Consider the following 24,993-nt stretch of genomic DNA (forward strand, 5'->3'; position numbering starts at 1 on the left):
TGGTAAGTTGCTTGCGCTCCGTTGCAGACAGACTTACCTCGTACTTCTGGATAGGCATAATCGTATCGTGTTGTATGTGACGCGGCAAAGATACGATTATTCTTTGTTTTATGCAATATTTAGATATTACAAAGTACTAGAGAGAAGTTTGAGGAACTATTGCCGAAGCATTTGCATGACAAACTGAAAGAATTGAATTGACAAAAAAATTGAAAATGATGAATACTGATAATGTGTATCCCTTTGTTAAGGAGATCTTTGACAACATGTGTAATTCGTATCAGAGGATTTTTGACAATCCTGATTTTTTACCCACAAACGACAAAGACAATAACAGAGCTACAGGATTTACAGAACGCAACTTAACATTCAACTTCTGTCATAGTTATTTGGAACTCAACGAAAAAGGAGTCATTTGGCAAGAAATGCCTATTATTGGGCAAAGCCATCAACATATTGACAGCGTCATTGTTCATTCTGATACATTATTATTAATTGAGGCCAAACGGCTTCATTCTCCATATCATTTCGAAGAACTAACTTCATCTCATTTCGAAGAACTAACTTCGAAGCCAAGCCTCAAAAAAAAACGGCAACACAGGACCAATCCATACGGTGACTTATATCGTTTACAGACTTACTATAAAGATATTCCAATTTTTGATAAACAAAAATACAAGGCGTGTTACGCTATACTTCTTGCTGATTTTTTAATACAACGAAGCAACAATAAAAAAACTGTAAACGACACCTATCATTTAATTTACAAGAAATACTTTGACGATCAAGAGTATAAAGTATTTGACAATGATAAAATGGAATACTATTTATACTACAAGGTGGTGCCAATTATCACCAAATAACTTATTCGTTTCATTCAAAAAAGTCAACTCTGCCTGAAAATGGCAGAGTTTTGTTTTTGTTTTGCTGACAAAAGAAGACTGTCAAGGCATCAGAAATCTCAAAAATCGGATTCTGAATCTTGCGAAAAGGATTATTCACTACTTTTGTCTTTGAAAATTAATGCATCATGGACAAACTCATCAAATGTATCTGGATTGCCAACACCATCGCCGACAGGCGGGATGCAGGCATTACGCTGAAAGAACTCAATGACAGGTGGACGAGGGATGATGACAACGACCCAATCCCTGAAAGGTCGTTCCACAACTACCGCCAATATATTGCCGATGTGTTCGGCATCGACATTGAGTGCGACAAAAGCCGCAACGCCTACTATATTCCCCAAGGCGAGCGCGAGGAAATGCTCGGCAACGACCTGAAAATGTGGTTGCTTCACAGCTTCGCCATCAACAACCGCCTTTCCGCCGACCTCAACCTGCGCAAAAAAGTACAATTTGAGCGCATCCCTGGCGGCATCGAACATTTGGACAAACTGATGGAAGCCTTGCAAAAGAATTTGGGAATTGAGATGCAGTATAGAAGATATTACGGCATCGACGACCTCAAGACTTACCATTGCAAGCCACTCGCCATGAAACTTTTCAAGCAACGCTGGTACCTCATTGCTCGCAACGAAAAGGACGAAACGCGCTGTTTCGCCCTCGACCGTATCGACCAGCTTGAACTAACCCAAACGCCTTTCAAAACGCCAGAAGACTTTGACCTTGAAGCACATTTCAGGGATGCTTTCGGCATCTATGTTGAACCCGACCTGCCGACGGAAACCATTCTTGTCAAGGCCGACACCGACCAAAGCAACTTCCTGAAAGGCTTGCCTTTGCATCACAGCCAGCGCATTGTGGAAGAAACCGACGACTACACCATTTTTTCATGGCATCTGAAACCTTCCTACGATTTCATCCAGCAACTGCTCACGATGAACGCCCACATCGAGGTTTTGGAACCGCTTTCGCTGCGCGAGAAAATCAAGACGCTGCTGATGGCAATGATTTCTAAATATTGAGGCAAGACATTTTAGACGACAAAAGCCAACCAGCAATTGAGTTCGGCAGCCTTGAGACAGAACAAAAAGCCGAGAGCTTCACAAGCAAAGCCCTCGGCAAAAAAAGCGATATGTTGGTTTTGGTTATTGGTTCTGGTTTTTAGTTCAATTGGTATTCTTTTAGTCCGGCCATCAGTTTCTTGCGGACGTAGAAGATGCGGCTTTTTACGGTTCCTATCGTGATGCCTAATTTCTCTGCAATTTCCTTATACTGAAAGCCTTGGTTATACAAATCGAAGGCCTCTCTGAAATTGCAGTCCACGCATTGTATGGCCTTTTCCAATTCCGCCGTGTGGAGCATGGCTTCCGGATCATCCTCGTAACGCTCAGAACTCATGTTCAGGTAATAGAGGTCTTCGGTCTGATCGATGAAGGTGTTCGCCCTCGAATCGCGACGGTAGTTGTTGATGAAAATGTGCTTCATAATCGTATAAAGCCACGCTTTCAGGTTGGTGTTCTCACTGAACTTTTCCTTGTAGGTCAGTGCTTTCAAAAAGGTTTCTTGTGTCAGGTCTTTGGCTGCATCTGCATTGCCGACGAGCTGCCTGGCATGGCTCTCTAAGAACCCTTGCAAAGAAACCAGGCTGAGATTGAATTCGGCGGTACTCATAGCTCTTCTTTTTTATTGATAAAAACGATAATTTGTTTGTTACTATTTCGATTTGCGAAAGTACAACATAAACAAGTCGCTCAAACATTTTGTTTACTATTTTTGAAACTGATACTAATGATTGATATATTGATAAATTCAATAATAATTTTTCTCGATTTGGCACGCAAAGATTTGATAATTTTGCAACACTAAAATGAAACTATGATACGCAAGATATACAAATTCGGAGGTGCCTCGGTGAAAGAGGCCGATGCCGTACGCAACTTAAAGCAAATCGTTGAAAATCATAAGAATGAAGACATTCTTTTGGTCGTTTCCGCCATGGGCAAGATGACCAATGCGATTGAAAAAGTGCTGGCCGATTTCCGCGCCCACGACGGACAATTGGGATGGGAAACGATGACTCCAATTATGGAATTCCACGAAAAAATCATCACCGATTTGTTCGAACCCGAGAAGGTTGATGCGGTTATTGAGAAAATCACACTGCTTCTGATTGAACTTTACGACAAGTTGCAGGACACGCACAAGGCCTACGACTACCAGTACGACCAGACCGTGAGCTATGGCGAACTCATTTCCACCACCATCATAGCGGCCTACCTCAACGAAAGCGGTATCCCGACCCGCTGGCTCGATGCTCGCAAATATGTCATCACCGACGACACTTTCCGCTCGGCCAGTCCCGACTGGAACGAGACACGCCTGCGTATTCAGAAATTAGACGAGGAGCACATCCGAGGATTGGTCTGCCTCACGCAAGGCTTCATCGGCAGCACCAACGGCGGCAAACACGCCACCACCCTTGGACGCGAAGGCTCCGACTTCACAGCCGCCATCTTCGCCAACTGCCTCGATGCTGAGGAAGTCACCATTTGGAAAGACGTCGACGGTCTGCTCAATGCCGACCCGAAGCGTTTCAAGGAAACGGTCAAGATTCCGCACATCAGCTATTCCGAAGCCATCGAACTGGCTTTCTATGGTGCCAGCATCATCCACCCGAAGACCATTAAGCCGCTGCAAAACAAGAATATAAGGTTGAATGTACAGTCGTTCGTCCACCCCGACATGGAACCCAGCGTGATTGACAAGGAAAACGGCATGACCATTCCGTCACACATTGTGAAAGACAATCAGACCTTGGTGAGCATTTCGCCACGCGACTTCTCTTTCATGAACGAACATAACCTGAAGACGGTTTTCGAAGTCTGCGATGAGCTTCGCATCCATGCCAACATGATACAGACCTCTGCCCTCATGCTCTCTCTCTGCTTCGACCACGATGATGCCAAGCGCGAAGCCTTGATGGAATCGCTCAACAAATCGTTCAGCATAAAATACAACGAAAACCTTCAGCTTTACACCATCCGTCATTACGAGGAAGGCTTGGAGAAAGCTTTCATTGCAGGCCGGAAAATCTATTTGGAGCAACGCAGCCGCGCCACAGCGCAGTTTGTCATCGGATAAAATTCGGGACACCTTTCCCGAAAAAACGAATCTACACAAAAGTGCAAATCAAAGAATATAAAATACTTACAGAAAAGTCACCTTTACATTTTGTAATATGATCCCAAAATGTTTGCGAACCATTTTGCAGGCAGCAAACGTTTCAAGAGCACGGAGAGCTTTTGTTCGAAAGAGGCCACCACATAACCATGTTTTGGGTTTTTCATATTAATTATGCGGCTGATTTTCTCCGCCAAGACAATCGGTTTCAATCCGCCATTTTCGTCATGTTCAATCTTTCCCATCGATTCGGTGTATGTCTTGTAAGCCGATGCAGCTTCAGAATTGCTGATTTTCTTACGGTTAGCTGTAAACCCCGTTGAAAAATCACCCGGACGCATTACAACCGTCTTGATGCCCAAACTGCGGGTTTCGAGGCGCAAGGCCTCGCAATAGCCTTCGATGGCAAACTTGCTGGCGGAATAAAATCCCTGAAACGGCAAACCCATCAAACCGCCAATGGAACTGATGGCAATGATGCGGCCACCGCCCTGCCGACGCATAAACGGCAACACGGCATTGACACAATGCACCAGACCCATGAAATTAGTCTCCATTTGCAAGCGCACTTCATTTTCGGTAGCAAACTCTATCGGCCCGCCGATGCCCATACCGGCATTATTGACCAAGACATCAATGCGGCCTTCTTTTTCAACAATTTGACTGACAATATTTTGAACTGCTACAGCATCTCTGACATCCAGATTCAGATAACGGATGCCATCAACATGCTCGACTTCGCGGCGCACCGTGCCATACACCACATTTCCTTGCCGGGCAAGCAGACGCGCCGTTTCAAGTCCAAACCCCGATGATATGCCGGTAACGAGAATGACCATAATCAGAGAACTCCTTCCTTTTTGAATGCAGCCGTGATTTTTTCGACGGCGAAATCAACCTGTCCGAAAGTATGCGTTGCCATCAGCGCAAAACGGATCATGCTGTCGGTCGGCGGAACCGCAGGCGGAATTACCGGCGTGACAAAAACGCCATCGTCGACAAGATTGACACTCAAGCGCAAGGCTTTTTCCACATCGTGAACGAAAAGCGGAATGATAGGCGTTTCGCTGTGGCCGGTTTCAAAACCACGGTCGCGGAACTGTCGGCGGGCATAGTCCGAAACATCCCAAAGATGCTGAATCCTTTCGGGTTCGTTCAGCATAATGTCGATGGCTTTCGACACCGAAGCGATATTTGAAGGCGGCATGCTCGCGCTGAAAATCAAGGAGCGTGCGTTGTGCTTCAGGAAATCAATGACAATATTGCTGCCTGCGATGAAACCGCCCAAAGAGCCAAACGACTTGGAGAAAGTGCCCATGATGAGCGACACCTTGTCGGTCAGGCCGAAATGCGAAGCCGTTCCTCTGCCTTGCTCGCCGATGACGCCCAAGGCGTGAGCATCATCAACCATAATGTCGGCATTGTATTTTTGAGCCAATTCCACGATTTCCGGCAAACGCACGATGTCGCCTTCCATCGAAAAAATGCCATCTACGACAATAAGTTTCATGGACGACGGATTGCAGAATTTCAGTTTCTGCTCCAAACTTTCCATGTCGTTATGCTTGTATTTCAACGTCTTGCCAAATGCCAGACGGCTACCTTCAATGATTGATGCGTGATCAAGCTGGTCGAGAATCAGATAGTCGTTGCGTCCGCAAAGAGCCGAAACAGACCCCAAATTTACCTGAAATCCAGTGCTGAAACAAACGGCGGCTTCCTTGCCAACCAGTTCCGCCAGCTTTTCCTCAAGTTCCACATGAATATCAAGGGTGCCGTTAAGGAACCGTGAGCCTGAGCAACTTGTTCCATACTTCTCAATGGCGGCCTTGGCTGCCTCTTTCAATCGCGGATCATTAGCCAAGCCCAAATAGCTGTTCGACCCAAACATCAGCACATCCTTGCCTTTGTATTTCACGACAGTGCTTTGTTCCGACTCAATTGCCCTATAGTAAGGATATGTCTTTTTCTCACGGCTTTCCTTGGCCATGGTGTATCTTGCGCAATTTAATTCCAGTATGCTCATGGATAAACAATTGACATTCAACGTTTAACTTACAAACTGTCATCGGCTTCCAAATCCAACAAATCAAATCATCGAACCGAGAACCAACGACATGAAAAAGTTTGCAAAAATAGGAAAAAAGCGACATTCTTATTAAATAAGTGGTCAAAATTAAACTGCAACATAGATTGGTTATCGGTTATCAGTTGTCGGTTATCAGTCAGTGAATTGTACAAATACCCAAAGCGTCTAAATGTCCAAATGTCTAAGAGTCCGAATCACGCATAATCCTAAATTCAAAATGTAAACTAAATTTGAACAAGCACTTAACAAAAAACACAGTTTTCATCTTTCTGACATCCAACAGATTCATCATTCCTCACACGAAAGCACCATTACCACACGCCATAACATTTCGCCCATCGAAGTCAAATCGGGCAGCGGCTACAGTTTGTCATCACTGGCAAAATACATTAAGAAATATGGCGGACAATGGTCAACGCCCTACGTTTACACTCTTCCGACTTGTTTGAAAAAGATGGCATCTGCTACCTGCCACTTTACATGACACCTTTGCTGTAAAAATCATCGCGAAATTCATCCATCGCCGTCTTTCGGATTTTGTAGATAAGGCATTTTCGCCATCTTTTCGACCTCAAGCGAAGGATAGCCGAAATCCTCGACCACTTTGCCATAAAGCAGATACACGCCATCGCCTTGAAACGGATAGATTTTCAGCGCATTAGGGAAATGCACTGTGTCGAACATCTCGCCATTGCAATCCGTGAAAGTGCCCAAAGCCATCAGGTCGCCTTTGGCGGTGTGAACGTATTTCACCGTCACCAATTTGCCTAACATTCTGAATTTTCGGCCAATGAAATTCACCATTTGCACCGCCATCAGTTCGCCACGGAAGCGTGTTTGCAACATATCGAACCACGACATCGACACAGGAAAACCGTACAATTCGATTTCATCGTAAGCGTTTTCCAAAGCGTTGGTCTTGAAATCGGGGAATTCAAAATGCTGGGTTTCAACATTGAAAAGCGTTGCCGAAGGTTCCAATTTCGCCTGCGATTTGTTGAGATGTGCCATCCAAAGCAGTTCCGCCTTGGTTTTCTTCGTGAAAGCAAAGGCTCCACCACGCACCAAAAGCACCAATTGGTTCAACTCAAAAGGAACGCGCGACACGAAATCGTCAAGACTTGCAAACGCGCCGTTGGTTTCGCGCTCGGCAATAAATCTCTCGGCAAACTTTTGGTCGATGCCCTGCAAATGGACAAAGCCCATGAAAACCGTTTTTCCATTCAGCGAAGTGAGATATTGGCTTCGGTTCACGCAAGGCAAATGAATGTTCGCTCCCATGCGTTTTGCCTCGTTCAGATAGACCCAAGTCTGATAGAATCCGCCAAAATTATTGACGACAGCCACCTGAAATTCAAGCGGATAATGGCTTTTCAGATAAAGGCTTTGGAAACTTTCAACCGCATACGAAGCCGAATGTGCCTTTGAAAATGAATAACCCGAAAACGACTCAATCTGCCGCCAGATTTCCTGAACCAACTCGTCGGGATAAGATTTCGCCTTGCAATTATCAAAAAAACGCTGTTTCGTCGCCTCAAAATCCGACCTGTCGCGCATCTTGTGTCCCATCATGCGGCGCAGCACATCGGCATCGGCCAAATCCAAGCCAGCAAAATAATGACAGACTTTCAGCACATCCTCCTGATAAATCATCACGCCGTAAGTCTCTTCCAACAGATTCTTCAAGACAGGATGCTTGTAATCGACACTTTCAGGGTGATGAAACCGATAAATGTATTCGCGCATCATGCCCGACTTGGCCACACCAGGACGCACAATTGAACTTGCTGCGACAAGCGTCTTATAATCAGAGCAATGCAATTTTCGCAACAAACCACGCATGGCAGGACTTTCGATATAAAAACAGCCGTTTGTTTCCGCTTTCAGCAGTTGCCGTTTGACAAGTTCATCGTTTTTCAAGCACTCAATCCGATGGATGTCAAGACTTATGCCACGCGACTGCCGAATCATTTCAACGGCATCGCGGATATGTGCGATTCCCCTTTGACTGAGCACATCGATTTTTTCAACGCCCAGTTTTTCAGCGGAATACATATCGAATTGCGTGGTCGGAAAACCTTTCGGCGGCAAATCCAAAGCGACAAAATCGGTGATTGGATCTTCCGTAATCAGCACACCGCCCGAATGAATGGAACGCTGGCAGGGAAAATCCTGCAATCTCTCAGACAAAGCCAAGATTTGTCGTGCCAAGTCGCTACTCTGCGCAAAAGCCTGCGGATTGCGCTCCATCAAATCGATTTCCGATTTCGGCAAACCATGCACTTTACCCAACTCGCGGCAAAGCGATTTTTGCTGAAAAGTCACCGTTGCGCCAAGCAAAGCCACATGATCGCTGCCGTATTTCTTAAAGATGTAAGCGATAATCGCATCGCGTTCCTTCCACGAAAAATCGAGGTCGAAGTCAGGTGGCGAAGTCCGTTTCGGATTCAAGAACCGTTCAAAATACAAGTCCAATTCGATTGGATCTACATCCGTGATTTTCAAACAATAAGCCACAATACTATTGGCTCCGCTTCCCCTTCCCACATGATAGAATCCCTGCGACATGGCAAAACGGACAATGTCCCAGGCAATGAGAAAATAGGCACAGAAATTCATCCGCTCGATGATTTCCAGCTCTTTTTCAATGCGCCGATAAGCTGTCTTATTGGATTTTCCATAACGGTAGAACATGCCATCAAAGGCAAGTTTCCGCAGCAATTCGCGGTCATCGAACACATTATCGGTGAAACATTTCCTGTTTTTTATTTCGCCATTCAAATTGATCTCGCAATGATCCAACAAATTTGCCGTATTTTCAATCAATTGAGGATAAAGCACATACGATGTTTTCAAACGCTCCAATGAAAGAAAAATCTCATCCTCGGTGGCGCAATCCTCTTTTTCGAGACGCGAAATCAAAATATTCTTATCAATGGCACGCAAATTCTGATGCAACTGAAAATCATCTTCATCGGCGAAAGTGAGCGGCTGCATCATCACAAGTTTATCGAGATAATCGCAACGGAAAAGTTTCGTCAGCTGCGAAAGCCTCACACCCAAAAATTCATTCTCGCGCAATAAATTCGGATTGCGTTTCCCGAAAGGATAAATCACGAAAACATGCTCCCACTGTGGTGCTTGCTCTGGATAAGGTAACTTGCTGACATTATGCTGTGTAAGAAAAACATTCAGTTCGGCATAACCTTGATTGTCCTTTGCCAAAGCCACATACAGCAATTCGTTTCCATTGCGAAATTCACAGCCCGCCACAGGCCTCACATTCAGCTTTTTACACTCAAAAACAAAATCCACAACGCCCATCGTCGTATTGATGTCAGTCAAAGGCAAAACGCGATAACCGAAAGCGGCAGCCTTGGCGACCAAATCCGCAATCGGCATCGTACCATAACAGAGACTGTTGTATGAGTGAACGTTGAGATACATTTTTTAAACGGAAAGTTTGAAAGTGTTGAAGTGGAAAGGTGAAAGGTTTGAAGGTGAAAGGTTTGAAGGTGAAAGGTGAAAAGCGATAAGTGGAAAGTTTGAAAGTGGCAAAGTTAAGAGTCTTACAGCCTCGCAATCCAAAAGTCCAATTGTCAAAAAGTCTAAATGTCCATAAGTCCAAATGTCAACGAGTCACGAAACACAGGCAGCGCGTTGGACGGCATTTTTGCCGAAACGGAGACGGATTTTATCCATAGCCGAATAAAGTTGTGTCAGTTCTGCATTGTCATCAAAAAGATTAAGTTGCTGATTTCCTGACACTAATTCACTAAATCGGACACCAATCAGGCGAACCATCATGCGGCGGTTGTAAAGTCTGTCGAAAATATCGTTGACCGTTTCCAAAAGCAAATGGTCAAACGAAGTGTATGGTATGCGATGCTGCATGTCGTGCGTATCGAAATTGGAATAACGGATTTTAACCATCACACAACCAGCGAGTTTTTGCTGACTACGCAAGTCGAAAGCCAAATGCTCAACCATCGTCGCCAAGCAACGGCGAATCGAATTTATGTCAATCGTATCTTGCTCAAAAGTGCGCTCTTCGCACATTGATTTCTGCTCAAAATACGGACAGACAGGCGTCTCGTCGTGGCCGTTGGCCTTTTTCCAAATGTCGAGGCCGTTTTTGCCCAAAGCCTGCTGCACCGCCACCGGAGGCAGATGACGCAACATGCCAATCGTATCAACACCCATGGAACGTAGCAAGCCGTAAGTCTTTTCGCCCACCATCGGAATTTTGCGTACCGAAAGTGGATCGAGGAAACTATTAATATAAGGTGTAAGCACGTGCAGTTCGCCATTCGGTTTGGCTTGTCCCGTGGCGATTTTCGAGACCGTCTTGTTTTCCGAAAGGCCAAACGAAATCGGCAAGCCCGATTCACGGATGATTTTTTCGCGCAACTCGTGCGCCCATAGTTCGCAATCGTGAAAACGGTCCATGCCCGTAAGGTCAAGATAATGCTCATCAATCGACATTTTTTCGTAAACGGGCGCACTATCGGCAATGATTTCCGTCACAAGGCGCGAATAGCGGCTGTATAAATCCATGTCACCATGAATGAAAACCGCCTGAGAACAAAGCTGGCGTGCCATTCGCATCGGCATGGCGGAATGTACGCCGAAACGCCGCGCCTCATAACTGCACGTCGAAACAACACCCCTATCCGACATTCCGCCGACAATCACAGGCTTTCCCACCAAAGACGGGTTCACCAGACGCTCAACCGACACGAAAAACGTGTCCAAATCCAAATGCAAAACCGTACGTTCCATATTTTTTTCAAAAATTCATTGCATGTTCCGAAAAAGTTGTATTTTTGACGAGTTTTTAATCAAAATCAACGACGTAAATTTAATCACATTAATTCATATACAGCAAGTAAAAAGGAAAGTTTTTTCCAACAAAAGGAAAATAAATTTTAAAATCCTTGAATATTAAATCTTTAAAACCACACGATATGTATTTCAGTTCAAACATCAAACTCTTACGCAAGCATCGCGGCCGTACGCAAGACGATGTGGCTTTTGCCTTGGGCATGAAACGCTCCACTTTAAGCGGCTATGAAAACGAAATATCAGAACCTAACATTGATGCTTTGGTGGCTTTTTCGAAATATTTTGGCATTGCCATCGACACCTTGGTAAAAATAGACCTTAACACCATGACCGAGAGTCAGTTATCGCAATTGGAGCGCGGCTACGATGTTCATCTCAAAGGCAGCAATCTGCGCGTTTTGGCCACGACCATCAACCAGGACAACAACGAAAACATTGAACTTGTCACCGAAAAAGCCAAAGCCGGCTACACGTCGGGATTCGCTGATCCTGAATACATTAAGATTCTGCCGACATTCTCCATGCCGTTTTTGTCGCGCGAGCGCAAATACCGCACTTTCCAGATTAGCGGCGATTCCATGCTGCCCATTCCCGACGGTTCGTACGTGACCGGCGAATACGTCTTAGACTGGACCTACATCAAAAGCGGACAGCCCTATATTGTGCTCACGCAAGACGACGGCATCGTCTTCAAAATTGTGGAAAACAAGATTGAAAACGAGAACAAACTGACGCTCAGTTCATTAAATCCGCTCTATCACCCTTATGACTTGGCAGCCTGTGATATTAAAGAGGTGTGGAAATTCGTCCATTACATCAGCGCCGAAATGCCCGAACGCAAAGAAAACACCTTCCGCGAAGAAGCCCTGATGAAAACCGTACAGGAATTGCAGAAAAAAGTGGAGGAAATTCAGTTGAAACTTAATCTTTAGCCATTAGCCAACTTTTTGCTTATTTTTGCTAATTATTTAATTGGTTATCAATATTTTAAATACAAAAGTCAAAATAAGCAGATTAAAACCAGCTTATTTTAACTTCAACGGATATTTTAATGATAAACAGATTGTTACAAATAAAAAATAAGAATACAACCAAAAAGGAACATCAAACCAATTTGCGTAGAAAAAACAAGAATAAAAATCACATTAAATCCATTTAATTTATCAAATTATCAAAAATAAGAAGATAATAATATACTTATTTTAACTATTTTATTATTTTTGCAGGTCTAATGCATATTAAAAATGGTAGAAATAGGTTATCAGAAAGAGCAGATCATTGAAAGACTGAAATTCGACAATCCTTGGTGGGCTAATGGAAAAATCGACAAGTATTATGATGAAATGCCACGCCGCATGTATCAAGAAAAGTTTTATGCGCTTGTTGCCGACTGGTCGCTGCACCGTAGCCTAATCCTGATGGGTCCGAGGCGTGTCGGCAAAACCGTACTCATTTTCCATACCATACAGGAATTGATTCTCCAAGGTGTTAATCCTCAGAAAATCATTTACATATCTATTGAAACACCGATTTACACCAGCAATTCACTTGAAGAACTCTTCCTATTTTCGCGCGAAGCCTTGTGCAGCGAATCGGCAGACGGATTTTTCGTGTTTTTTGATGAAATCCAATACCTTAAAGGCTGGGAAATCCACCTCAAATCGCTGACCGACTCCTACCATAATTGCAAATTCATCGCATCAGGTTCGGCGGCGGCGGCCTTGAAACTGAAAAGCATGGAAAGCGGTGCCGGACGGTTCACCGATTTTCAATTGCCGCCACTCACATTTTGCGAATACATCCATCTGAAAGGCTTGGACAGCCTCATTGTGCCTCAAACAGGACAAATGCAAGACGTTGAATTTCAATCGTTCGGCACCATCGACATTGATTTGCTGAACTATCATTTCATCAACTACCTCAATTTCGGCGGCTATCCCGAAGTCGTCTTTTCGGAGCGCATACAATCCAATCCGGCACAATTCATTCGCAGCGACATCATCGACAAAGTATTACTCCGAGACCTGCCAAGTCTTTACGGAGTTTCTGATGTTCAAGAACTTAACGCATTTTTCTCCGTCATCGCCTATAATTCTGGCAACGAATTTTCGCAAGAAAATTTATCCACTTTGTCTGGTGTAAAAAAAGACACCATCAGGAAATACATTGAATACTTAGAAGCCGCATTTTTGGTCAAAATACTGAACAAAATCGACATCAATGCTAAACATTTTCAGAGAGTTACAAGTTTCAAAATGTATCTGACAAATCCTTCCTTGCGATGCGCCCTATTCAAGCCATTGCAAGCCACCGACGACAAAATCGGCGAATTGGTCGAAACAGCAGTCCTTTCGCAATTCTTTCCACGAACCGACAGCAGCATTTGCTACGCCAACTGGAAAGCCGGAAAAATGTCGGGCGAGGTCGATGTAGTCAGAATGAATCCTGCCACGCAAAAAGTGCTGTGGGCAACGGAAGTGAAATGGTCGAACCGCTATTTTGAGCAGTGCAAGGAACTTCATTCGCTACTCAGTTTCATGCAAAAAAACGGTCTCAAGGAAGCCGTCGTTACGAGCATCGACAAAAAAGGCACAAAACAAGTCGAAGATTTCACGCTGCATTTCGTACCAACCGCACTTTACACCTATCATATCGGTTACAACACAATTCACAATATTTGCGATATAAACAATTATTAACCAACAAGTTAATTTACAAAGTCAAAATAAGTAGATTTAAACCCGCTTATTTTAACTTCAACGAATAAAACATTGATATTTAATAAGATACAAAGATAAAATAATTTTCCTATGAAAAAAGCATTTCTTATTTTTCTGCTTGCCTTTTGCATGACTTCATTCGCCCAAAACACGCACATCCTACCCACTCCGCAAAGCGTGGAATGGCAAGATGGCGATTTCGATTGGAACAAAAGCAACATTGCCTTGGCATACGACAGGTCAAACAGCGAAATTGATGCCTTGGTAAAGCGATTTTCAGAAGAAATAAACGCCATCCATCCAACAGACATGACATGGCAAAAAGGCATCATGAAAGGTCAGGCTTTTATTGAGTTCAGCCTTATCGACCACATCGAACATCCTGATATTGAGAATGAAGAACAAGCCTATCGTCTGCAAATCAATTCCAATTTCATTCGTTTGGAGGCGACCACAATCACAGGCTTGTTTTACGCCACACAAAGCCTGAAACAACTCTATCGTTATGAATATTTGGATTCGAATGATGGCTTTGTCTATCTGCCTTGCATGACCATCACCGACTGGCCGAATTTCAAATTACGCGGCTGGCAAGACGACATTTCGCGCGGCCCCATCGTCACGATGGATTACCTCAAACGGCTGATTCCACAAATGGCGGAGTGCAAAATCAATTTCTTCAGTCTGTACACGGAGCACACTTTCCGCACCGAAAGCCATCCCGATGTGGCACCGATTGAGGCTTTCACTGCTGATGAAATCAAGGAATTGGAGGCATTTTGCAAGCCTTATCACATTCAAATCATTGGAAACCAGCAATGTTTCGCCCATTTTGAAGAGATTCTGAAAAATCCGTTTTACGATGACATCGCCGATGCTCCCGACAACGTAAATCCCGGCACGGAAAAGACTTACGCATTTTTGGAAGACCTTATTAAAGAAGAAGCAGAAGCCTATTCTTATCCGCTTTTCAACATCAATTGCGACGAAACCGAAAGCCTCGGCAGCGGAAAAGCCAAAGCTTACGTCGATTCAATTGGTTCAACGACAGCTTATTACAAGCACATTAACCGCGTAAACCAAATCGTAAAAAAATACGGCAAACGCGCGATAATGTGGGGCGACATTGCTGACGTTCACCCTGACATTTTGGAAAACCTCGACAAAGACATCATCCTCATTGCCTGGAGCTACGCTGCCCACGACAGTTTCGATGAATTTTTGGAGCCATACGTTGCATCAGGCCATGAATTTATGGTGGCACCAGGTTGCAGCATGTCGGGCTGGGTCTGGCCTTATTACCACGACCTCGCCTCCGACATTCCGCATCTCTGCCGCGATGGCTACCGCAAAGGTGCTTTCGGCGTGATGAATACAAGTTGGGACGATTTTGGCGAATCGCAAATCAACACGGCACTTTACGGTTTGGCTTTAGGCTCAGAAATGAGTTGGAATCCAATCAAAAACACTGATATTGAAAAGGCTACAAGCGAAGAAAAAGAACGCAAAATAAGCGAAAACTTCTCCACACATTTCTTCGGTTTTCCAGATGCGCAACTTGAGCATGCTTTAAAAACCGTTTCAACATTGTGCGAAATAGAGGACATTGGACGATTTGCCTCCATGACGGAAAAAATGACGCCTTTTTATCCAAGTCAAATTGGCGATTCTGTCGAAATGTTTTACAACAATCTGTTAGACAACTGGTTCAGCACAAACAATGCAGACAAAAACATTGAAAAGAAGATTGAAAACGCGCAAAAACATGCCAAATGGAACGCTGATGTTTTCGACAACGCCCTGTATGCCGTCCATCGCATCAAATGGTGCGCCAAGCGGAATATTGCCCGTTGCCAACTTTACAGGACTTATCAGAATCCAAATGCAGCGAATATTGCCGAATCGAAACGGCAAATCGACGGACTCATTGACGAACTGCACGCCCTGAAATGCGAATACATCAAGGTTTGGGAAATTGAAAGCCGCCCGTATTGGTTAGATGTGAATATGCAGAAATATGATGATGTTGCCAGAGAATTGCAGCAACTTGAATATCTGCCATTTATCGAATCAACGCTTAATGAAAAAGGTCAAACCGCCGTCACGCTGCGCACGATTTACAACGACAAGGAAATCCATTATACCATTGACGGAAAGGAAGTTACGAAAGACGACCCTATTTATCAAGAGCCTATCACAATCACGCAATCCTGCCTCGTGAAAGCGAAATGTTTTGATGCAACCGGCAAAGCCGTTGGCAGCGAAAGATATTTCCTCTATCACAAAGGCATGGGCAAGTTCAAAAATCTGAACAGCGTGGTCGGCAACTACCGTCCTGAATATTCTGCCGGATGCGATAATGCATTGATAGACGGAAATTTAGGCAGCAACGACTACAAAGACGGACATTGGCAAGGCTTTTACGACACCGATGCCGACCTTGAACTCGATTTCGGACAAAAAGAGAACATCAACAGCCTGAAAATCGGGTTCATCGTCAATGCAATCGACTGGATTTTGAAGCCCAACGAATTGGAAATCTTCACTTCAAATAACGGCAAAGACTATAAACCCTACAAAACTTTCCAAATTCAAACGGAAGTCGAGACAAAAGGCAATTTCACCTTCAGAGAGACTTTTGAAACGCCCAAACTGAACACCCGTTATTTGCGGATTGTAATCAAGAACCCAGGGCTGATTCCCGAAGGTTTGCCTGGCGCAGGTTACGACTCGTGGATTTTCATGGATGAGATTGAAGTGCGATAATCACCGTAAATCCAGAAGTTTGCTTTGCAACCTGTTGGATTCAAAGCTATTGCCCGACAAGACCAAGTCAAAAATGACATTGTCTTCTCTTGGCACTCTGAAAAAACATTCATATTCACCATTTTGAGATTCACTCAAAGATTCCAAATCGAAAAACTGCTCGGCAAGAACATCGTTTTGCCAGCCTTTCCGATATGCGATTGCATGCAGGAACAAGCCCGAAGCCATACCCGGACCTTCATTGTCAACCTTGCAGTCGATTTTGAAAACCACGGAATGTTCGTCGTAATCGACGGAATGTAATTCGTAGGAACGCAAAACGACTTTCGGAGCATAAACCAATGGCAAAACCTTAGCCGTTGAATTTGCATATCGTTTTGGAACATCACCTAATTTCCAACCCTTGTCGGTCGTTTCCAAATAATAATAGCGCTCATTATCATAGAGATAATAACTTCCTTCAATGGTATTGTCGCCTTTCACCCCCAAAGCCAGATGATTGGGCAACGAAAGCAAAACCACGCCATAGCCCATCTCACGGAGAATAGCCGCCATGAGAATCGAAGTGTCTTCGCAATCGCCGACGCCATCAACCAAAGTCTCGACCGGATAACGCACATATTCCTTCTCGCCCTTCGACTTCAAATCGGTGACATATTCCAACGACTGCACAAAAGCCACAACATTATAGACATTATCATAATCGGAATAGCCCGATTTTTGTCCTGCCTCGCGGAAATTTCTCACTAAATCGCGCAGGCATTCGCGGTCGTAATTCGACAAGGTGAAGCCGGCAAAATTGTCGCTTTTGTGGATGCACTGAAGACGATAATGCTCATACAAATCCCTGCTTACGTACAAGTTACACGACCACGAATCGTTCTTGTATTTCCACGAATGTGTAATGTGGTAATTGCCGTTCTCTTCCGTAACGGAATGAGCGAATGTGGCAATGCACACAAACGAAAACAACAAAAACAAAATGGCTCTCTTCATGGCACTTCTTTTCAAGAAGAAACGCAAGAATCGAGCCAAAATTGCGAGTCGTTGAAACTTGTTGAAACAACTTTTATTTCACTACGCTTACACGCTCTGTATAGGCAGTTCCCTTTTCATCCGTAATCCGCAGCACATACACTCCTTCGGGCAAGCTCGCCACGATGATTTCATTCGTGTCTTTCACGGTTTTCACCATTTGGCCAAGGGTGTTGTAGATTTGCACCGTAGCAGGATTGATGCCCTCTATTTTCACATTGTCGCTTGCAGGGTTTGGATAAACACCAATATTTTTTACCTCTTCCTCAACACCTACACACTCTCCATAAATGCAGAAATCATCAAAGCAAACGGCGTAGTTGCCGCTGCAATAAAAGTGTTGGATGGCAATATAAATTTCCTGACCACTATATTCGGACAAATCGCACATATAATTGTACCAATTGCCTTGGTTGTACAAGGTCGATTGGTGCATTAGGGTGAAAGCCATTGGGTCATCGTTGGTGGTCGTTGAGACGCTAACCCCAATGTGTTCGGCAGGGCTGGCCATGTCCAAGGCACAAGCCCAAAATGAAACAACTCCCCAATCACCTAATCGAACGCGCGGCGAGACGAGATAATTGCTTGGCGTTAGAGAGTCCCCTGTCGCGATGTCTTTCGAATAGGACACCACCATTCCATCCGTGTCATTGTGGGCCATGCCGCCTGTTGGGTGCAGTTGCCAGCAGTGGCCGTCGCCATCGGCATCGATGGTGGTCCATTCCAGGATGTTTCCCGCTTCGTAGTCTTCTTCAAAGTCCCAGCATATACTCTCAAATGTCTGGGCTTGCATTGCGCCGCATACAAGCAGCGCGGCAATGATAATGGATAATTTCTTCATAGTTTGTTCTTTTTTAGCAATTATTCATCTGCAAAAATAAAGAACAATTTTCAAAATACAACACAACTCGCTGATTTTTTTTTGTTTTATGTTTTTAATCCATGACCATTATTCAAAATTCAGTTTCGCAGGCTCCCTATTGGCACAACACAAACTCCATCACTCCGTGTATAGGGATAACTGCCATTGGCAGTAAGGACCATGAGAAACGATGGAACTCCCATCTTATCCGTGTCAATCTTTTTGCGCAAGGCAAGCAAATTGGCAGCACCTTCCTCAATGAGTTTGTCGCCACCTAGTTTTATTTCGACCAAACCGTAATGTCCGTTACGCTGATGCACAACGGCATCACATTCCAAGCCGTTCTTATCCCTATAATGATACACTTTCCCATCAATAGGCTCGGCATATACCCTCAAATCACGAACAGCCATCGTCTCAAACAGCAGCCCCATTGTGTTTAAGTCGTTCAACAAGTCGTTCGGTCCTATGCCGAGGGCGGCTGTCGCAACTGATGGATCCACAAAATAGCGTGTGTTTGAAGCGCGAACAGCGGTCTTCGACCTCAAGTTGGGGTTCCATGCAGGCATATCCTCAACAAGGAAAATCTTCTGCAAGGCCGAAAGGTAAATGCCCATCGTTGGTTCGCTAATGGTTTCATTATCGTTGGACTGGATGTCTTCAATCAAAATCGGCATTGATGCCTGCGACCCCTGATGACGCGCATACGATTTCAGGATGCGCCTGACCCGGTCAGCATTCTTTTTAATGCCATCCACGCGAGTCAAATCCGATTCGGCAACAGCATCCACATAATCAAACGATTGGTCGAGTGCGATTTGCCTATCAATCATATTGACAGCTCCCGGCCACCCGCCACGGCACATCAAATAAGCGACATCTTCGAGGGTGAGCCTTACATCCTGCTCCGCCTTGATGCTTTTCTGCTCAAACAGTTCCTTCAACGAAACGATGCCTACCGAATCGTTTGACTCCCACAGCGTCATAGGACGCATCTTGAGCCAGGCAAAACGTCCCGTTCCCGTATGGTTAATTTCTTCAATGCGTGCAGGGACAGCCGAACCAGTTAAGATGAATTGCCCGACTTTCCCTCTGTGGTCAACGGCAAAGCGAATGCTGTCCCACACTTTTGGTATGAGTTGCCACTCATCGATAAGATGTGGCGTTTCGCCCTGTAGCAATCCCTCATGAGTCATATTGGCATCAATGGCAAAACGTTGCAGCTGCAACGGGTCGGAAAGATAGACAACGCTTTTAGCGGCTTGCTCTGCCGTGGTGGTCTTTCCGCACCACTTAGCACCCTCAATCAGGACTGCTCCTTTGCCAGCCAGTTTTCGAGAGAGCATTTCATCGGCAATTCGTTTATTGTATTTCTCCATACCTCGCTATTTTTCAGATGCAAAAATACAAATTTTACCATTTGGACGAAAATAACTTTACCATTTGGACGAAAATAATTTTACCATTTGGACTCGCCAATCACCATTAACCCATAACCATCTACTACCTTCCCACGCTCACGCGCTCCGTGTAGGTCACTCCTTTTTCGTCGGTGATGCGAAGCACATACACTCCTTCGGGCAAATCCGCCACGCTGATTTCATTTGTGGCTTGCACGGTTTTCACCATTTGGCCAAGGGTATTGAAAACCTGCACTTCGGAAACTGTCACACCTTCAATCCGAGCAACCCCATTGGTAGGATTAGGATAAACAAAAGTGCTTGAAAGTGATTCTTTTTCAGCAATATGCAAAGACTCTCCAAATTGTGGAACATAAATGTTATACCCTTCAATCCAATTACGATACAGGTTAGGCTCTTCTTGAGCGTCAACCCAAAGGTTCAGTGCATCCACCAACCCATCGGTTACCGTTTCGCCTATCACAACCGGCTCTGTCAGCAGCCCATCGCCCCAGGAAGGAATAATAAAACCCGTGCAGTTAGCAATATCGCCCAAATTGGTGCCAAACAATTCCACATACTCATTGCCCGCACCTTGTTGCTCCCTCATGTGGGCAAAGCAATTCTCCACAAGACTGCCGTCCGAATTGTAAGCGACAATATAGCCTTGGTCTTCAAATCCATACAAATCATGCAGCAGCTCCGAATAGCAATTCCTGACCATGGCTTTATTTCCATTTGGATTTTTGACGGTTTCGTTGAAACACACGATGCCACCCATGTTTTTTGCACTATACGACCCCATCAGGTTACCATAAAAATAGCAATTCTCTACTACTGCATCCGAATAGCCTCCTTCGCAAAGATTGCGCAACACGATGCCACCGTTGTCTATACCAGCAGCTTGGGAATACATGTCCATCTCGTAAGCACAGTTGCGCACTGTGGAATTTCGGTTGAGACCGACAAATGCCGCCATATAAGTTCCTGCCGGATGTGCATTTCCCACCAATCCCGATACTTTGAAATGACATTTACAGTTTTCAACCAAAGATAGCGAATCGGCGACAGCGGCAACAAGTGCATCATAATAACGTTCATATTCTCCCGTAATCATATCAAAGGGATGCACATAACTGTAAAAGCCTGAATTAAGGGACAGGTTCTTCACCGCGCCATGATACAAATAGCCAAACAAGGCCATGTCACGCCGAAGCACTTCATCTTCCATGGTGTTGACGTAGTATATGAACAGCCCATAAATATGGTGATCCTGTCCGTCAAACACACCCATGAAACGGTGTTCGCTGCTTCCTATGGGGACAAGATTCATCAAGCCATATTTTTCTTCAAGGTCAAGGTCGGCCATCAGCCTCACGATACGCCCGTCGAAGTTGTCAGGTTCGCAGCCGTTCATTCCGTTCACTACGCATGAAAGCCAAGCCAGACCTTCAGGCGTGTAGATTTCCACATTACCATCGGCATCCATTACATATCCATCAGGTTGCTCGGTAACGACATCTGCCCAATTGCCTTCGGTATCCATTACATAACTTTCCGGTTGCTCAGCAACAATGTCAGTCCAGCAACCGTAGCCCAGCGACCTCTCGCTTTCCTGTGCTTGCATCGTTCCGCAAACAAGCAGCGCGGCAATGATAAATGATAATTTCTTCATAGTTTGTTCTTTATTTAGTGATTATTCATCTGCAAAACTAAGCATTATTTTCCATCACACAACATAACTTGCTGTTTTTTTTACTTTTACAATTTCTTCAACAAACAATATGCTGGCAAAAAACTTTCTTATTTCCCCCAATAATCAAAGCTTTCCAATTCTTTCAGCAACTGTTTCACGGCGGCTTCAAGTTGCTCGTCAACGCCTTCGGCCATCTTTTCGGGCGTGTTACGGACTTTTATATCAGGTTCCAATTGCGTGTTTTCCAAATAATTGCCTTCCTTTGTACGATAGCCGACTGCCGGCAAACCGAAATACAAGGATGGATCTTGCAAAGTCTCCCAATTCACGCTCGACATGGTGCCAGGAACCGGCATACCGACCAAACTGCCCATGTTTTTGTGCTTATAGACCCAAGGCGTGCCGTGCGCATTGCTGTAATTGGCCTCGCCAATAATCATGATGGAAGCCTTGTTGTAGCGGCGCGACGGCATGATGCAAGCCACGCTGTCGCGAATGACCTGCTCAAGATATTTCTCGCCACTGAAAAGGATTTCGATGTCTTCGTGCAAACGGCCACCGCCATTAAAGCGCGTGTCAATCACGATGCCGTCGCGAAGATTGTATTTGCCCAAAATCTGGGAATACACATCGCGGTAGCTGGCATCGCCCATGCTCTTGATATGCACATAACCCAGGCGGCCATTCGACAGCTTGTCAACCGCTTCCTCGTTGCGTTTCACCCAGCGGTTGTAAAGCAGTTCATTCATTGCCCCGTGACTGATAGGCTTCACGATTTCGGTCCAACGCTCACCTGATTCAGGATTGTAAACGGCAACCAAGACCTGCTTTCCAGCCTTGTTGTTCAGCATCGGGAAATAATCCATTTCACCCTTAACATCCTCGCCGTCAATGGCTTCAATAATACAGCCATTGACAACTTTTGAGACTTTCTTGTCGAAAGGACCGCCTTCGACGACCTCGTCAATTCTCAAGCCATCGCCTTTATAGTCAAGGTCTAACAGAACGCCAAATTCAGCCGTTGCATCAGGATTCTTTGGCGAAGGCCTATAACCCGAACCTGTGTGCGACACATTGAGTTCACCCAAAATCTCGCTCAACATTTCAGAGAAATCCTCATTATTGTTGATATGCGCCAAAAACGGACAATACGCTTCTTTCAAAGCCTTGGTATCAACACCATGGCAATCCGTCATAAAGAACTCTCTTTCAATCTGCTGGAACACATGATTAAACATATATTCCCTTTCCTCGGCGAGATTCAGCTGCATCGTCGCATCGTATTTTATGGAAGTTGATTTGCCGTTCTTTGGGTCAACGGTCTGCAAATTGCCGCCGGAAAGCAGGAACAGGTTTTCGCATTTCTTGTCCCATTTCAAACTTGCACCACCTTGTCCCATTTTCTTCAAAATCTTCATGGAACGCTCACGGACATCCAGTTCCCACAAATCATAACCCTTTTCAAACGACGACATAAAGTAAAGTTTATCGCCATCCTTCGAAAGCGCAATGCCCGAAAGGTTCGATGACATCGGTGTCAGCCTGCGCACACGGTCTTCCAGATGCTCCAAATCTATTTCGATGGTTTTCAGTTCCTTTTCCTCTTTCTTTTCATCCTTCTTACCGCCTTTCTTTTCATCCTTAGCATCATCTTTTTTCTCGTCCTTGCTGCCCTTTTCGGTTTCCTTCAGCAAAGCATATTCCTCCTTGCTCAGACGGAATTTGTCGTAAGCATCCTGATTCATGAAGGCAATAAAAGCATCGTTCTGACTGCCCCACGATGCATGAGAACGCATTCCGTAACGGTCGGAAGAGAAAATCACGGCGTTGCCGTCCAAAGCCCAATGCGCATTGCCCGTGATATAGCCATCGTTGGTGATATTGTAAATCTTCATGGAGCCATCAGCCTTGACGATGCCGACATCAGAATACGGGTCGTGCATATTAGTAATCAGCTTTACGACAAACCACTGGCCGTCAGGCGACCACTCATAATCCATGCCCCAATCATCGGAATCATAATGCTGGGTACCATCCGTTATCTGACGGACTTCCTTGCTAGCAATGTTATAGACTTTCAGAATGTTTCTATTTTCCACAAATGCAATCTCCTTTCCGTCAGGCGAATAACACGGCGTTGTACGGTCAATGCCGTCCTTTTCAAAAAGCGGTTTTTCGTCAATCAAACTGGAATAAACGAAATTATAATCCTCCTTGCGGGAAATCGTGGCCTGATAGATGTTCCAAAAACCGTCGCGCTCGGAAGCATAGACCAATGTGCGGCCATCGGGCGAAAACGAAGGGCAACGCTCTGGTTGAGTCGTATGCGTGATTTGCTTGGTCGTGCTGTATTCATTGACACCCGTAACAAAGACTTCACCCCTTTGCGTAAAGGCAATCAGTTTGCCATCGGCACTCACATCAACATCGCCCACACCGCCAAACTTATCCTTCACAAGCTGCTCAGGTTCCAAGTCATTCACAATTTCAACATTCACCTTTTTCGACTGACTTCCAATTTGTTGCGTGTAAATTTCACCCATATAGCCATAGCAAAGCAAACCATTGTCCGCAACACTCAGGAAACGCACCGGATGCTGCTCAAAAGCCGTGATTTGCTGCACATTTTCCAAATTATCAACTGGAGCCTTATACACATTGAAACTGCCGCCGTTGCGCTCGCTCAAGAAAACGACATCCTTATAACCAGGCAAATAACGCGGGTCACGGTCTTCACCGACATTGGTTGTCAGAATAGTATGCGTCTGTTTCTCAGCATCGTAATAGACCACATCGCGTGCCACCGATGAAGTGTGATGCTTTCGCCAAATGTTTTCGCTGCCTTTGCGGTCGTAATACAGGAACGATTTACCGTCCTTGTCAAACGACATGCTGCAAACCGGCACAGCAACCACTTGTTCTGGGCGGCCACCTTCAACGCTGACCTTATAAAGTTCGGTAATCCAGCCCGATGCAAACTGCACATTTTCAGCCGATTTCTGAATCTGAGCCGAATAATAGATTTCCTTGCCGTCAGGCGAAAAAGCCAATGGCATTTCGTTGGCCGAGTTTGTCGTAATGCGTTTCGCCACGCCACCTTCAGCCGATGCCAGATAGACATCATAATTGCCGTTACGGTCGCTCACAAAAGCCAAAGTCTTGCCATCGGGCGACCAAATCGGGGAACATTCGTAAGAAGTTCCCGTAGTAATTCTCAGGGCTTTTCCTCCTTGACTATCAACCACATAAATATCGCCCTTGTATTCAAAGGCAATCTTACCGCCATCGGGCGAAATCACATTGTCGCGCATCCATAGCGGTTGTGCAAAAGCATTGAAACCCATCAAAACAAGGGCAAAAAGAAGCATTTTCTTCATAGCGAAAAACGATTATTATTATGATTACTAATTTTTACTTAACTTTCAATTATTCAATATTTTAACAAATTTCATTCACCAAGTTGGCGCATTTTCATTCGGCAAGTTGGCCGAGTTT

Annotated in this window: 16 protein-coding genes; 6 read left to right on the top strand and 10 right to left on the bottom strand. The window is 44.9% G+C overall.

Annotated elements, in window-relative coordinates; translation table 11 throughout:
• The first annotated feature begins 215 nt into the window (after window positions 1-215).
• Window positions 216-863 carry a hypothetical protein gene (locus tag AC06MN_RS08445; RefSeq protein ID WP_475671926.1) on the top strand — a complete coding sequence of 216 codons (648 nt, stop codon included), beginning with the start codon at window positions 216-218 and terminating at the stop codon, window positions 861-863.
• Between the two features lie 167 nt (window positions 864-1,030).
• A complete protein-coding gene (locus tag AC06MN_RS08450; RefSeq protein ID WP_475671927.1) occupies window positions 1,031-1,927 on the top strand; it encodes a helix-turn-helix transcriptional regulator in 897 nt (298 codons plus the stop codon).
• A gap of 139 nt (window positions 1,928-2,066) precedes the next feature.
• On the opposite strand, the gene AC06MN_RS08455 is transcribed toward AC06MN_RS08450, so the two are convergent.
• Window positions 2,067-2,576: an RNA polymerase sigma factor gene (locus tag AC06MN_RS08455; RefSeq protein ID WP_475671928.1), complete on the bottom strand. Its 510-nt coding sequence runs from the start codon at window positions 2,574-2,576 to the stop codon at window positions 2,067-2,069.
• A 204-nt stretch (window positions 2,577-2,780) separates the two neighbouring features.
• Here AC06MN_RS08455 and AC06MN_RS08460 point away from each other — a divergent pair, with 204 nt between their 5' ends.
• Entirely contained in the window at window positions 2,781-4,046 is a 1,266-nt protein-coding gene (locus AC06MN_RS08460) for an aspartate kinase (RefSeq protein WP_475671929.1), read from the top strand.
• Window positions 4,047-4,129: 83 nt separating this feature from the next.
• Here the strand turns inward: AC06MN_RS08460 and AC06MN_RS08465 are convergent, their stop codons facing one another.
• The 4 genes from AC06MN_RS08465 to dinB all read right to left on the bottom strand — a co-directional run bounded on the left by AC06MN_RS08465 (window position 4,130) and on the right by dinB (window position 10,956).
• The gene (locus tag AC06MN_RS08465; RefSeq protein WP_475671930.1) at window positions 4,130-4,924 is read right to left on the bottom strand and encodes an SDR family oxidoreductase; all 795 of its coding nucleotides are present in this window, start codon (window positions 4,922-4,924) and stop codon (window positions 4,130-4,132) included.
• A 2-nt stretch (window positions 4,925-4,926) separates the two neighbouring features.
• On the bottom strand, window positions 4,927-6,111 hold the full coding sequence (locus tag AC06MN_RS08470; protein WP_475671931.1) for an aminotransferase class I/II-fold pyridoxal phosphate-dependent enzyme: 1,185 nt from the start codon (window positions 6,109-6,111) through the stop codon (window positions 4,927-4,929).
• Window positions 6,112-6,687: 576 nt separating this feature from the next.
• A complete protein-coding gene (locus tag AC06MN_RS08475) occupies window positions 6,688-9,621 on the bottom strand; it encodes a DNA polymerase III subunit alpha (RefSeq protein ID WP_475671932.1) in 2,934 nt (977 codons plus the stop codon).
• Between the two features lie 192 nt (window positions 9,622-9,813).
• Window positions 9,814-10,956, bottom strand: coding sequence for a DNA polymerase IV (gene dinB, locus AC06MN_RS08480; RefSeq protein ID WP_475671933.1), 1,143 nt, complete (start codon window positions 10,954-10,956; stop codon window positions 9,814-9,816).
• A 185-nt stretch (window positions 10,957-11,141) separates the two neighbouring features.
• On the opposite strand from dinB, the gene AC06MN_RS08485 reads away from it, so the two are divergent.
• The 3 genes from AC06MN_RS08485 to AC06MN_RS08495 all read left to right on the top strand — a co-directional run bounded on the left by AC06MN_RS08485 (window position 11,142) and on the right by AC06MN_RS08495 (window position 16,505).
• Window positions 11,142-11,951 carry an XRE family transcriptional regulator gene (locus tag AC06MN_RS08485; protein WP_475671934.1) on the top strand — a complete coding sequence of 270 codons (810 nt, stop codon included), beginning with the start codon at window positions 11,142-11,144 and terminating at the stop codon, window positions 11,949-11,951.
• Window positions 11,952-12,263: 312 nt separating this feature from the next.
• On the top strand, window positions 12,264-13,718 hold the full coding sequence (locus tag AC06MN_RS08490) for an ATP-binding protein (protein WP_475671935.1): 1,455 nt from the start codon (window positions 12,264-12,266) through the stop codon (window positions 13,716-13,718).
• Window positions 13,719-13,829: 111 nt separating this feature from the next.
• Entirely contained in the window at window positions 13,830-16,505 is a 2,676-nt protein-coding gene (locus AC06MN_RS08495; RefSeq protein ID WP_475671936.1) for a glycoside hydrolase family 20 zincin-like fold domain-containing protein, read from the top strand.
• Here AC06MN_RS08495 and AC06MN_RS08500 read toward each other — a convergent pair whose 3' ends face one another.
• The 5 genes from AC06MN_RS08500 to AC06MN_RS08520 all read right to left on the bottom strand — a co-directional run bounded on the left by AC06MN_RS08500 (window position 16,506) and on the right by AC06MN_RS08520 (window position 24,875).
• Window positions 16,506-17,501: a transglutaminase-like domain-containing protein gene (locus AC06MN_RS08500; protein WP_475671937.1), complete on the bottom strand. Its 996-nt coding sequence runs from the start codon at window positions 17,499-17,501 to the stop codon at window positions 16,506-16,508.
• Between the two features lie 73 nt (window positions 17,502-17,574).
• Window positions 17,575-18,381: a choice-of-anchor J domain-containing protein gene (locus AC06MN_RS08505; protein ID WP_475671938.1), complete on the bottom strand. Its 807-nt coding sequence runs from the start codon at window positions 18,379-18,381 to the stop codon at window positions 17,575-17,577.
• Window positions 18,382-18,500: 119 nt separating this feature from the next.
• On the bottom strand, window positions 18,501-19,781 hold the full coding sequence (locus tag AC06MN_RS08510) for an ATP-binding protein (protein ID WP_475671939.1): 1,281 nt from the start codon (window positions 19,779-19,781) through the stop codon (window positions 18,501-18,503).
• A gap of 124 nt (window positions 19,782-19,905) precedes the next feature.
• Window positions 19,906-21,477 carry a T9SS type A sorting domain-containing protein gene (locus AC06MN_RS08515; protein WP_475671940.1) on the bottom strand — a complete coding sequence of 524 codons (1,572 nt, stop codon included), beginning with the start codon at window positions 21,475-21,477 and terminating at the stop codon, window positions 19,906-19,908.
• Between the two features lie 128 nt (window positions 21,478-21,605).
• Window positions 21,606-24,875 (bottom strand): S41 family peptidase, encoded by a 3,270-nt coding sequence (locus AC06MN_RS08520; protein WP_475671941.1) that lies wholly within the window; start codon window positions 24,873-24,875, stop codon window positions 21,606-21,608.
• Between the last annotated feature and the right edge of the window lie 118 nt (window positions 24,876-24,993).

It is taken from the genome of Candidatus Limimorpha sp., assembly GCF_056203535.1.